Consider the following 12,645-nt stretch of genomic DNA (forward strand, 5'->3'; position numbering starts at 1 on the left):
TATGGATATTATTGAGAACATCCTTGCCAAAAACGGACTCCTATTTGCATTTCTATTTGTAGGACTTGTAATGTTGTTTTCCTTCTTTATTTCCAAAACTGTTTTACGTAATAAAATACCCGGAGTAGCCATTGCTATTCTCATTGGTCTTGCCCTTGCTTTTACGGGCGATAAAAAGGGGATGGCCGATATTCCCCTTTTTGCAGGTATGGCCATTTTAGGCGGCTCTATGTTCAGGGATTTCGCTGTTGTGGCTACAGCCATGAGTGCCGATATTTCAAAAATTAAACAGGCGGGACGTGCAGGTATCCTATCCCTTTTTATTGGGGTAAGTAGTACCTTTTTACTTGGCGCAACCATTGCGTATTTTATGGGATATACCGATGCCGTGAGTATGACCACCATAGCCGCCGGAGCAGGTACCTATATCGTTGGTCCGGTTACAGGAACTGCACTAGGCGCAAGTTCTGATGTTATTGCCATAAGCGTTGCAACTGGGGTTATGAAAACAATTTTTACCACCATCATTACCCCTATCATTGCAAAGAGAATAAAATTGGACAATCCACATTCGGCGGTGGTTTTCGGTGGATTGATTGGTACAACAAGTGGCGTGGTTGCAGGTTTAGCCGCAACTGATGAGAAACTTGTACCTTACGGAGCATTAACGGCTACTTTCTATACAGGATTGGGGTGTTTGCTCTTTCCCTCGGTCTTTTATTTATTGCTTACTTTCTTAGGGTTCTAGCATAGAATTTTATTTCTGTATCAGTATTCTTAATATTCATTTTTAAAAATTCCTTTTATGCAATATCGCGTTACGGCAACCTCAACTGCAAAATTAGATGCCAACATAGCTATTAAACAAACAGCTGTTCAATTCGGCATTACGGAAAGTACTTCAGATAGCTTGGCAAATCCGGCAGAATTGTTTCTATCTTCATTGGCCGCTTGTATTCTAAAAAATGTGGAACGTTTTTCTGAGTTTATGAATTTTGAATACACAAACGCTGAAATTACATTAAGTGCCACACGGTTAGCAAAACCGCCACGTATGGAAAACATAAATTATGATTTGCATATTTATAGCACAGACCAACATATTAACCTTGCCCTACTTAAAAAAAATATTGAAAAGTTTGGTACAATATATAATACGGTAATGAAGTCCTGTTCCATTTCTGGAAATATTGAAATTATTACCGACCAACCAATTGCCTAAAACTTTACACTCTGCATACTGTTTGAAACCATTTATGGTTGAATGCATCAGTAAAAAGTTGTATCTTTTTTGTCCACTATTAAACCACTACCAATGGAAAAGGCACTACAGACCATGATTGATAATATGCCCGAAAAAACGGGAAAATCTTTAAATGAATGGAAAACCATTCTCAAAGAAAAGTCATTTTCCAAACATTCTGAAGGAGTAAATTTTTTAAAGAAGGAACACGGAGTAACTCATGGTTTTGCCAACACCATCGTCACCTTATCAAAAGAAGAGAACAACTCCCCTACCAACTTGGTCGATCAGCAGTATAAAGGAAAAGAAAACCTTTTTCCCATTTATGAAGCTATTCTTAACGCCGTAAAAACCTTTGGTAATGATGTTGTTATAACGCCCAAGAAAACTACAGTAAGTCTAATTCGTAAAAAACAATTTGCCTTGGTTAAACCGGCAACCAAAACTAGAATTGACCTGGGCATAAAAATAAAGGATAAGCCAACAACAGATCGCTTACAAAATTCCGGTCCGTTTGGCACAATGTGTACCCATAGAGTTCAGCTCACCGAAATTTCCCAAGTGGACTCTGAATTAATTGATTGGTTAAAGGAAGCTTATGAAAAGGCTAGTTAGATGAAATAATCTGTTAATTACATAGCCTAAATTCATCATTCCTCTTTCTGTACTGTACCTTTGCACCATGAGTATTGAACAGACGGCCATAAGAACTACCTATTTCAGTATTCTTGGTAATATTGCCTTGGCACTTATAAAAGGTCTGGCCGGTTTTTTTGGTAATTCCTATGCATTGATTGCTGATGCCATTGAGTCTACTACCGATATTTTCTCTTCCGTATTAGTACTATTGGGTTTTAAATATGCAGAACGGCCTGCTGATAAAAATCACCCATACGGACATGGTAAAATAGAACCCATAATTACATTTTTAGTAGTTGCGTTTTTAGTAGTCTCCGCTACCATAATTGTCTATGAAAGTATAGATAATATTCTTACTCCCCATAAAGTTCCCAAGCCTTGGACCTTATTTGTTCTAGGTGCCATTATCTTATGGAAGGAAATATCATACCGTGTCGTTATAAAAAAAAGTATTGAGACCAATAGTACTTCTTTAAAAGCAGAGGCATGGCACCATAGAAGTGATGCCATTACTTCCATAATGGCCTTTATTGGTATATCCATAGCCGTTATTTTTGGCAAAGGCTATGAAACCGCAGACGATTGGGCCGCTTTACTTGCTGCCGGATTTATATTATATAATAGTTATTTGATTCTACGACCTGCTCTTGGTGAAATTATGGATGAGCAACGGTATGATTCCCTTTTGGAAGAAATACGCATAACCTCTTTACAGGTACCCGGAGTAACCGGAACAGAAAAATGTTTTATCCGGAAAGCTGGAATGAAATTCCACGTTGATTTACATGCTTTGGTAGACGGAACCATTACGGTTACAGAAGGTCACGATATTGCACATAACCTAACGGATTATTTATGTGAAAAAATTCCTGTTTTAGGGCATGTGCATATTCATATTGAACCTAACGATGCTACACACCAAGATTATTTTTAAGCCCCATTCTACCTGATTGGTAGGTATTCTAATAAAATTTTAATGCTTTCCATTGAATTCCTAACACAAAGGGTATCATCATTTTTAATTCTTTTCCTCTTTGTTTAATTTAGGATATAAGCAAAAATCATCGGCTTAACTAGCTGATATTAAAGCTTTCAACGATAAACTCATTACACTTAAAGCTATAATTCTAGACGATATGGAAAATGACAAAAAGAATGAAAACAAAAAGTATACTACTTTCTTATTAATGTGTATATGCTCCGCAATTTCCATGTACATAACCATGTATTTTAATACCTATGAAATGAGCCATATCTATTTTAGTTGGACCCGTTTATACATGACCTTAATTGGTGTTTCAGGAATGGCCATCATCATGTTCTTATTTATGCGGAAAATGTACACCAATAAAATAAAAAATATGACCATTATTGGCGTAAGTCTTTTGACAATGGGCTTATCTACTTTCTTGGTAAGAACACAAACCCCTATAAACGATATTGCTTGGATGCGGGCCATGATACCACACCATTCCATCGCAATCTTAACTAGTAAAAATGCAAATATCAATGACCCAGAAGTTAAAAAACTGGCCAATGAAATCATTAAGGCCCAAGAGCGAGAAATTCTAGAAATGAAAAAAATGATTAAACGTCTAGAAAACGAATAAGGTACAACCTCACCTTCTAAATTTAGTATACATGAAGTACTGCCAGTGCATCCTCCGTTCTACCTTCTGCCAACCACTGCTGTGCTAGTTTATGCAATGCCGTACTATCTTCTCCTCTGTTCAATATAGATTTCACCTCGGCATTTTCAGCAATGATAGTTATTGCTTCTTTGGTAGGTAATTGTTCTAAATTTCCTAATCGCCCTAAATTATTACCTGTTAAAACCGAGCTATTACGAACAGCTTCGGGTAGCATGTCTACTCCTATGCCTTGGGTACGTATTGGTTTAGGAATTTCAAACAAAGCATCGCCATTAGCCCTGCAATACCAATTACCACCCATACGGGCAACTAAATCTAATTTTGGAGTATCCAGTTTCCCTTCGGCATCTAGAAACGCTTTTTTTACATGAATCTGTACTACTTTGGCTAGGACTAAATTACCTGCTCCCGGTCCGTCACCCAAGGCTATTACTTGATCTACAACACACTCAAAAGCCACGGGTGCTTCTCCTACTCTTGGTGGGGCTACCTTATCACTTGGTACTTGCGTTAAACCTGCTTTTACAAATTCATTTACCCCATCACCATATTCGGTACTAGACAATGACATTTGTTCTACCATATCATAATTGACAATATTGATGACCGTTTCTTTTACCTCCAAAACATTCTCCAAAGTATGCTTGGTGGTATTATCACGACCTCTTCTAGATGGTGAAAAAATCATGATCGGCGGATTAACGCTGAATAGATTAAAATAACTAAACGGACTCAAATTTACATTACCCTCTTTATCTACCGTACTGGCAAAACAAATAGGTCTTGGCGCAACGGCAGACAGTAAATAACCGTGTAATTCTTGTTGTGAAATATTTGCGGGATCTATGGTATTTATTTCTTCGTATTGTGACATTGTGCTCTATTAATCTTAATTATTTACTAGGCAATATAGTGCCGGTTACTTCACCAAAACCAACCCTTACTCCATCTTTTTCTGCAAAGCCCTTTAAGGTTATGGTATCATTATCTTCAATAAAGGTGCGCATGCTTCCGTCTTTTAATTCGAACGGCTTTTTACCGCCCCAAGAAATCTCTAGCAATGATCCATAAGAGCTTTCATCCTTGCCCGATATGGTACCCGATGCCATGACATCGCCCACATTTACATTACAACCATTTACGGTATGGTGTGCTAATTGCTGCATCATATTCCAATACATGTATTTAAAGTTTGAGCGACTAATTATGGTTTCTTCCGATGCTTGCGAAGCCATGCCTACTTCTAACTGAATATCATAATTATGCTCTCCTTCAACTTCTAAATAAGAAAGTACAGCCGGTTCTTGCTCCGGTCCCTGTACCTTAAACGGTTCTAAGGCTTCTAGGGTAACGATCCAAGGTGACATGGAAGATGCAAAGCTTTTTCCTAAAAACGGACCTAATGGCACATACTCCCATTTCTGTATGTCGCGGGCAGACCAGTCATTGAACAATACAAGACCAAAAATATGTTCCGTTGCATTCTCAACTGATATTCGCTCACCAAGCTGTGTAGATTTACCAACTACGAACCCCATTTCCAATTCAAAATCCAAACGATCAGATTCCTGAAAAACCGGCACTTCCATAGCATTGGTTTTCACTTGGCCCATTGGTCTATGAATATCTGTACCACTGACTACAATTGATGATGCACGACCATGATAACCTAACGGAATATGCCGCCAATTTGGCAACAAGGCATTTTCTGGATCCCGAAACATTTTGCCCACATTGGTAGCATGTTCTATACTAGAATAGAAATCTGTATAATCGCCTACATGTACTGGTAAATGCATTTGGGCATCTTTCTGCAACACAAAAACTTCTGGGTGATTCTTTAGCGGAGAATTCTCTATTACCAATAGCTTCTGAATATCTAACCGAATTTTATTGGTGGTTTTCTTTCCTAACGCGATAAACTCATTTAACGTTTTCCGCCTAAAAAAAGTAGCATCTACGTCTAACAAACCCAATTCTGACACTGCTACCAAATCAATGATCTGTTCTCCAATAGCAATACCTGCTCTTGGTTCATCTGTATTTAAAGAGAAGATTCCAAAAGGAAGGTTATAGATAGAAAAATCTGATTTATCGGGTACTGAGACCCATGTATTCAATGTTGTCAAATGTTTTTTATTTAAATATTCTAACCAATCTAGCCTTCGACTACGCTCAGGGTGACAATATTAATTCAATTAAACAACGCCTTCCAAAAGCCAAACAAGCTCAAAATGATATTCTACTAAAATCAAAAATCACTTTAGTTATCCAACCACGATTTATAATAATCGCCATCGTCTAATTTTAGGGCATTTTCAGTAACCATTAAAGGCTTGAAAGTATCAATCATAACAGCAAGTTCTTCCGAACCTTTTTGACCTATGCTACGTTCTGCAGCACCTGGGTGCGGACCGTGGGGTATACCAGCTGGATGCAAGGATATATTACCTGGTTGCACGCCATTTCTACTCATAAAATCACCATCTACATAATACAGCATTTCATCAGAATCTATGTTAGAATGATTGTATGGTGCCGGTATGGACTGCGGATGATAATCGTATAACCTTGGTACAAAAGAACAGATGACAAAGGCATTTGTCTCAAAAGTTTGATGCACTGGTGGCGGTTGGTGAATTCTACCGGTTATGGGTTCAAAATTGTGAATGGAGAATCCGTACGGGAAGTTATAGCCATCCCAACCAACAACATCAAAAGGATGACCAACATACACCATTTCATGCATGACCCCTTGCTTTTTTACTTTTATCAAGTGCTCATCAGTATCTGTAAAGGTTTCCAAATTCTGCGGCAATTTATAGTCGCGTTCACAGAATGGGGAATGCTCCAATAGCTGACCAAACCAATTACGATATCTCTTAGGTGTATAGATCGGTGAATACGACTCGGCATACAAAATGCGATTGTCCTCGCTATCAAAATCTATTTGATAAATTGTACCCCTGGGAATTATCAGATAATCGCCATATTCAAAAGGTATTTGTCCAAAAATAGTTCTTAAGATACCAGAGCCTTTATGAATGAACAACATTTCGTCGGCATCGGTATTCTTATAGAAATACTCACGCAACGATTTTCGCGGAGCCGCTACTCCAATAATGATATCGCTATTGACCAAAAGTGGCTCACGCGCGGCTAAAAAATCATCTTGCGGCGAAGCGTTAAAACTCACTAGTTTCAACGAACGTATATTCTTCTCCAAAGCAATTTTAGGAGAAACGTCTGTACTCTTAACTATCTCTTTGACCATAGTTGGTCTGTTATGATGATATAGTAAAGAGGACATACCATCAAAGCCAATGGTACCGAACAATTGCTCTGAATACAATTCTCCGTTTGGCTTTCTAAACTGCGTATGCCGCTTAGGTGGCAACGCTCCCTGCTTATGATAAATAGGCATATACGTTCGTTTTGCTAGTTACTACTATTTTATTAAAATTAAGCTATTCTGTGCTTGTCAAGAAATCTGTTGAACTTATAAGGTACCTCTTAATTCTTGCTCACGCTCAATAGCTTCAAACAATGCTTTGAAATTTCCTTTTCCAAAAGAAGTCGCTCCTTTTCGTTGAATGATTTCAAAGAACATCGTTGGTCTTGCCTGTACCGTTTTGGTAAAAATCTGCAATAAATATCCTTCATCATCACGATCTACTAAAATACCCAGTTTTCTCAATGACTCAATATCTTCGTCTATCTCTCCCACTCTTTCGGTCAATACATCATAATACGTTGTAGGTATGGTCAAGAACTCGACCCCTCTACTTTTTAGATCAGAAACCGTTTTTACGATATCATCCGTAGCCACAGCAATATGTTGAACTCCTTCACCTTCGTAAAACTCCAAATATTCATCAACTTGAGATTTTTTCATACCAGGTGCCGGCTCGTTGATCGGAAACTTGATTCGACCATTACCGTTACTCATCACCTTACTCATTAGCGCGGTATAATCCGTAGAAATATCCTTATCGTCAAAAGACATTATTTGTTTGAAGCCCATAACATTTGCGTAGAAATCTACCCAATAGTTCATTTTACCTTCGTTGACATTACCTACCATGTGATCTACGAATTTTAATCCTGTAGAAGTTGGTTGATAATCGCTTTCCCATTTTTGGTACCCTGGTAAAAATGTACCCTTATAGTTTTTACGCTCCACAAAAATGTGAACTACCTCACCGTAAGAATAAATACCTGAACTTACTACTTTACCGTGTTCGTCTTCTTCTGTCTTAGGTTCCATATAACTTTTAGCACCTCTTTTCATAGCCTCTTCATAGGCATATGTAGCGTCATCTACCCAAAGAGCAGTTACCTTAACACCATCGCCATGCTTATCTATATGTCTACCTACATCGGTTCCACTTTTAAGCGGAGAGGTCAATACCAACCTGATCTTATCTTGTTCTACCACATAAGATTCAAAATCTCTACTACCCGTCTCAAGACCTTTATACGCCAATGACTTAAAACCAAATGCCGTTTTATAATAATGTGCCGCTTGCTTAGAATTACTTACATAAAGTTCTAAATAATCGGTACCGTTAATAGGCATAAAATCTTGTGCCTCTTTGTGATCGTTTTGTTTTACTGTTGCTGTTGACATAGTTCTGGGTTTTATATTTTTATTTCGCTTATTGTTGCTTCTGCAACATATGTATTAAAATTTTTATGCTGTGGTCGTTTGCGATTTCATCATTACTTCCAACGCTGCTAAAAGTGCTTTGTTCGCTTCTCTTACTCCAAATGATATCCTCACTTTTCCGGGAGCTCCAAAATTACCTACCGGGCGCACCATAATACCACGCTGCTCTAAGAATGAAGTAAACTCCATATCATTAATAGGCGGATCTATTAGTACAAAATTACCCTGTGTAGGCCAATATTTAAGTTGTAAAGCATCAAGTCCGTTCAAAACAAACCTTCTTTCCTCCTTTACCAATGCTACGGTCTTGTTTACAAAATCTACATCTTCCAATGCGGCAATGGCTCCTTCCAAAGCGGGAGTAGACAATAAAAAGGGCTTACAGATTTTACGCATGTAATTGCTAATTTCTAATGGTGCATAACAATACCCTACTCGTAAACCTGCCAAACCATAAGTCTTTGAAAAACTATTTATAGCTATTACATTTTTACCTTCTACCACAAAGGGTAATCCTGATGTGTAATCTTCTGCTTCTGCAAAATGCCTGTACACCTCATCTAACACCAATACTACATGTGCCGGTAATTTTTCAATGAAGTTTCTTAAATCTGCCATTGGAATATAATTCCCTGACGGATTATTAGGTGAGGCAAGAAATACCAACTTTGTTCTATTTGTTATAGCTGCTAGAATTCCATCTAAATTATAGTCATAATTCTCGGTCATTGGCACATTGATTGCCTTAGCGCCCATCCAACGGGTAAAAGCGGTATAGGGAAGAAAACAGGGCTGACTAACGATTACCTCATCATTTTCGCTTAAAAATGCCTTTGAAATCATATCAATAATCTCAGAACCACTATTTGCAGTTATAAAGTTATCTGCCACCAAAGCACCATCAAAATCTTTTACCAAGGCTTCTCGTAACCTAATATCCGTATTATCTGGATATAGGCTTAAATCTTCAAGTGCATTTGACAGTGCCTCTTTAACCTTTGGTGAATACCCTAACGGATTCTCATTAGATGAAAGCTTGTGCACCGTAATACCATCTGGCATTACAATTTTCTTACCACCACCTTTATAGGTGCTGTCTTCTAATATATATTTCTTGAAACCTAGTTGCATATTCTTCTACTTTATACCTTGTTTGGACAAAGTAAAAATACAAAATATTTTGTATATTGTTGCATTAACAACAATTTTAACGATAAACTCCTGTATTTTTGGAAGAATAACTTTGAGATTATGGACAGGACGGAGGGCTTTGGTGTATATATTGATCGTACTTTAAAAAAAGTGCAGAGTACATTTTTACAGGTTTTTGCAGAAAATAACATTGACCTTACCATTGAGCAGTGGGTAATTTTACAACGTGTACATCTAGAAGGTAAAGATGCCTCACAGGCAGATATTGCCAAATCTAATTTTAGAAATAGGGCTACAACATCTAGGGTCATTAGCGGATTATGCAAAAAAGGGTTGCTAAGAAAATCTAGATTTAGGGATGATCAAAAAAGATATAAATTGGTGATCACAGAAGAAGGTTCTGCACTTATTAAGCAGGTAATGCCATTTATTCTTGACTTAAGAAAAGTTAGTACCCTAGGAATCACCGAAGAAGAGTTTGAAATTTTTTATAAAGTTCTTGACCAATTATGGGAAAATTTTGACCAATATGAGGGTCGTTCCTAGTCATAATCAAGTCAATAAAAGAAATAATTAATTTTTAATTGATTTTGGTTTTACCAGTCTATAAAAATCACTAAGTTTGCACCCACATTTGAAAAAACAGTGTACGGTCGCATAGCTCAGCTGGATAGAGCATCTGCCTTCTAAGCAGACGGTCGGAGGTTCGAATCCTCCTGCGATCACTCAAAAGCCCCTTTAAAGGGGCTTTTTTGTTTTTCTTAATTATACATGCAAGTACGGCTAACGTATAAGACAGCCCTAGCTTTAGTTAGTTATGCAGTCCTTTGCTTCGTAAAAAATCCAATAACAATTCTGGCCTATCCGTTTGGATGATATCTACTCCATTATCTATATACCATTGATAGGTATTGATATCCTTTGCTGCCTTCTCATCATCATGACCCCCATTTAATCTAGGCCAAAGAGAATTTACCCAAACACTGGAACCACGCTCTCTTAATTCTTGGAAATAACTTTTGGTTTCAAGAGTATCCTTCGCAATTGTAAATTCAAAAGCTATTGGCGCATCACCTTTAAAATAATCTTCAACAATGGTCTCATACCCATTTTTCACAGAAAGCACCGGCATAAAATGAATCTTATCCAAATAATGACCAAATTCTTTTTCTACCTCAGCTCTGGTTTTTCTTCCTTTAATAATTACTTGATCCGCTGTTTTGGTTTCTTTTACAACTTCAAAACATTGGTCAAAAATGTTATAACTTTTGTCAAGGTTCACCAATATCCTATCCTTGGTCGTCATCAGGGCCTCTTTTAATGTTGGAATTTTATGTGCTGTAGCAACGCCAAGACCGTCTCTAAGCTGTAATGTCATTAAAGAATCTAACGTCCAGTTACTCACCAAACCTTTTCCTGTGGTTGTTCTATTTAAGGTAGCATCATGCATTAAAACCAAATGGCCATCTTTAGTTTGGCGGACATCAATTTCTACCATGTCTACCCCCATATCAATACAATTCTGAATGGCCTGTATTGAATTCTCGGGTGCATTTCTCCAATCGCCCCTATGTGCAACCACGATTACCTCCTTATTTCTGGAATCCATAAGGTTATCTATTTTATCCTTAATGGAAGGCATGGTACTTTTTACAACTTTTTTCTCATGATGTACCGCTTCTTTATTCTTACAGGAAACTATTACAACTAGAAGGACAATTATATAATTATATATTTTCATTGATTTTATTTTTTAAAGTGATTTTTAAAAGGTGTATGTATCATTTTCTCTAGAACACATAACAAAACCTCAACAAATAAGAAAAGGGAGATTGCTCCCCCTAATCATAAAACTAACTCAACAATCAAAATCTTTGTAATTGTTTTTTAATACCCAGGATTCTGTTCTAGCGTTGGGTCTGCATCCAATTGGTTTTGCGGTATAGGCATAAGCAAATCGTTCTCAGAAATGGTCTTGCCCTTACTCGATAAAACTTCTATAGCTTTATCCGTCCGTAACAAATCGAACCAACGTTGACCTTCCAATGACAGTTCCAATCTTCTTTCTAAGGCTATGGCCTCTCTAAGTTCTTCTTGCGTTGTAGCGGTAGTTTCCGGTAAACCGGCCCTTGTTCGTATGCTATTTAACAAGCTAATAGCCGTGCTAGAACCACCTTGTAGTTCATTTTCCACTTCTGCAAGTGACAGTACTATGTCTGAATATCGCAATACAATCCAATCACTACCACCATCAGCTTGATTATCTTCATTAGCCGTTAATTTGTTGGTATAGTATAGTGGACTATTCGGGTGAAGTTGAAAATAGGCTTCTAAACGTAAATCATCTGCATCATATAAACTCAGCAATTCATCGTTCGGTAAATTATGCCCCTTTGCCCCTGAAACTGTACCAGAAGGTGTAAACTGCTGTAAGGCATTGCTCCCTTCACTATTACCGTTTAACCCTGATGCAAACTGAATTGCAAAAATAACTTCGGAATTATTCTCATTTTCAACTCCAAAAATATTAGCAACATTGGGTACTAAGGTGTATGAATTAATCATAGCACTGAACTGGGTTTTAGCAGCGCTGTAATTTTTTCTGGTCAAATAAACTTTCCCCAAAAGTGCTTGTGCCGCACCCTTTGTTACTCGGCTACTATCAGAGCCGGTTGTTGGCAAAACCGATATAGCTTCGGTTAAATCCAATTCAATTTGCGCATACACTTCATTTACATCCGTACGGCCTTGCCCAAAAAATGCAAATGGATCGGTAGTCTCTATGGTCACCAATGGAACATCGCCATAAATTCTCACTAAATTAAAATAGGTAAGCGCCCTTAAGAACTTGCTCTCCCCTATTCTAGCGTTTTTAGTAGCATCATCATTATATGCAACTTCTTCAATTCTATTTAAAACAATATTGGCTCGTTGAATAACAATATAGGATTGCTCCCATATTGCTGCAATGATACCGTTGTTTGTAGTTACCGAAAATTCATCCATTGAACTATAATTACCACCATCATTGGCCGGTACCTCCTCAAAAGTATTATCAGAAGGCACTTCGCCTATTGCTGGCAAATAAGTTCCGTATAAATCTCCATTTTGTAACCCGGCATATATTGCGGTTACTGCCGTTTCTATCTCAGACTCATTGGAGTAAAAAGAGCTAGAAAGCACTTGAGTTGTTGGTTCTTGATATAATTCATCTTCGCAACCAACTGAAAATATACATAGTATAAGAACGAAAATTGATGTACTATAATTAAAATTTTTCATGTCTTTTA

At 37.5% G+C, this 12,645-nt stretch carries 13 protein-coding genes and 1 tRNA gene; 7 read left to right on the forward strand and 7 right to left on the reverse strand.

The window, feature by feature from the left end; all coding sequences use genetic code 11:
* Position 1: 1 nt before the first annotated feature.
* From madM to ABVM52_RS04600, 5 genes are all read left to right on the forward strand, one after another.
* Positions 2-748, forward strand: coding sequence for a malonate transporter subunit MadM (gene madM, locus ABVM52_RS04580; protein WP_405384159.1), 747 nt, complete (start codon positions 2-4; stop codon positions 746-748).
* 57 nt (positions 749-805) lie between these two features.
* Entirely contained in the window at positions 806-1,222 is a 417-nt protein-coding gene (locus ABVM52_RS04585) for an OsmC family protein (protein ID WP_405384161.1), read from the forward strand.
* Positions 1,223-1,315: 93 nt separating this feature from the next.
* On the forward strand, positions 1,316-1,858 hold the full coding sequence (locus ABVM52_RS04590; protein WP_405384163.1) for a DUF4287 domain-containing protein: 543 nt from the start codon (positions 1,316-1,318) through the stop codon (positions 1,856-1,858).
* Between the two features lie 67 nt (positions 1,859-1,925).
* The gene (locus tag ABVM52_RS04595) at positions 1,926-2,816 is read left to right on the forward strand and encodes a cation diffusion facilitator family transporter (RefSeq protein ID WP_405384165.1); all 891 of its coding nucleotides are present in this window, start codon (positions 1,926-1,928) and stop codon (positions 2,814-2,816) included.
* Between the two features lie 202 nt (positions 2,817-3,018).
* Complete coding sequence (locus ABVM52_RS04600; protein ID WP_405384167.1) at positions 3,019-3,492, forward strand: DUF305 domain-containing protein; 474 nt, start codon at positions 3,019-3,021, stop codon at positions 3,490-3,492.
* A gap of 22 nt (positions 3,493-3,514) precedes the next feature.
* Here the strand turns inward: ABVM52_RS04600 and ABVM52_RS04605 are convergent, their stop codons facing one another.
* From ABVM52_RS04605 to ABVM52_RS04625, 5 genes are all read right to left on the reverse strand, one after another.
* Positions 3,515-4,408 carry a flavin reductase family protein gene (locus tag ABVM52_RS04605; protein WP_405384169.1) on the reverse strand — a complete coding sequence of 298 codons (894 nt, stop codon included), beginning with the start codon at positions 4,406-4,408 and terminating at the stop codon, positions 3,515-3,517.
* Positions 4,409-4,427: 19 nt separating this feature from the next.
* A complete protein-coding gene (fahA, locus tag ABVM52_RS04610; protein ID WP_405385098.1) occupies positions 4,428-5,654 on the reverse strand; it encodes a fumarylacetoacetase in 1,227 nt (408 codons plus the stop codon).
* Between the two features lie 143 nt (positions 5,655-5,797).
* Positions 5,798-6,958 (reverse strand): homogentisate 1,2-dioxygenase, encoded by a 1,161-nt coding sequence (locus ABVM52_RS04615; RefSeq protein WP_405384171.1) that lies wholly within the window; start codon positions 6,956-6,958, stop codon positions 5,798-5,800.
* A 75-nt stretch (positions 6,959-7,033) separates the two neighbouring features.
* Entirely contained in the window at positions 7,034-8,164 is a 1,131-nt protein-coding gene (hppD, locus tag ABVM52_RS04620; RefSeq protein WP_405384173.1) for a 4-hydroxyphenylpyruvate dioxygenase, read from the reverse strand.
* A gap of 63 nt (positions 8,165-8,227) precedes the next feature.
* Complete coding sequence (locus ABVM52_RS04625) at positions 8,228-9,334, reverse strand: pyridoxal phosphate-dependent aminotransferase (protein ID WP_405384175.1); 1,107 nt, start codon at positions 9,332-9,334, stop codon at positions 8,228-8,230.
* Between the two features lie 120 nt (positions 9,335-9,454).
* Between ABVM52_RS04625 and ABVM52_RS04630 the strand changes: the two genes are divergently transcribed.
* Entirely contained in the window at positions 9,455-9,901 is a 447-nt protein-coding gene (locus ABVM52_RS04630) for a MarR family winged helix-turn-helix transcriptional regulator (RefSeq protein ID WP_058105173.1), read from the forward strand.
* Between the two features lie 105 nt (positions 9,902-10,006).
* Positions 10,007-10,080, forward strand: a tRNA-Arg gene (locus ABVM52_RS04635).
* Positions 10,081-10,166: 86 nt separating this feature from the next.
* On the opposite strand, the gene ABVM52_RS04640 is transcribed toward ABVM52_RS04635, so the two are convergent.
* Positions 10,167-11,096, reverse strand: a complete 930-nt coding sequence (locus tag ABVM52_RS04640) for a glycerophosphodiester phosphodiesterase family protein (RefSeq protein ID WP_405384178.1) — start codon at positions 11,094-11,096, stop codon at positions 10,167-10,169.
* Positions 11,097-11,242: 146 nt separating this feature from the next.
* Complete coding sequence (locus ABVM52_RS04645; RefSeq protein WP_405384180.1) at positions 11,243-12,637, reverse strand: RagB/SusD family nutrient uptake outer membrane protein; 1,395 nt, start codon at positions 12,635-12,637, stop codon at positions 11,243-11,245.
* Between the last annotated feature and the right edge of the window lie 8 nt (positions 12,638-12,645).

The sequence above is a fragment of the Maribacter sp. LLG6340-A2 genome (assembly GCF_045057105.1).
GTDB lineage: Bacteria > Bacteroidota > Bacteroidia > Flavobacteriales > Flavobacteriaceae > Maribacter.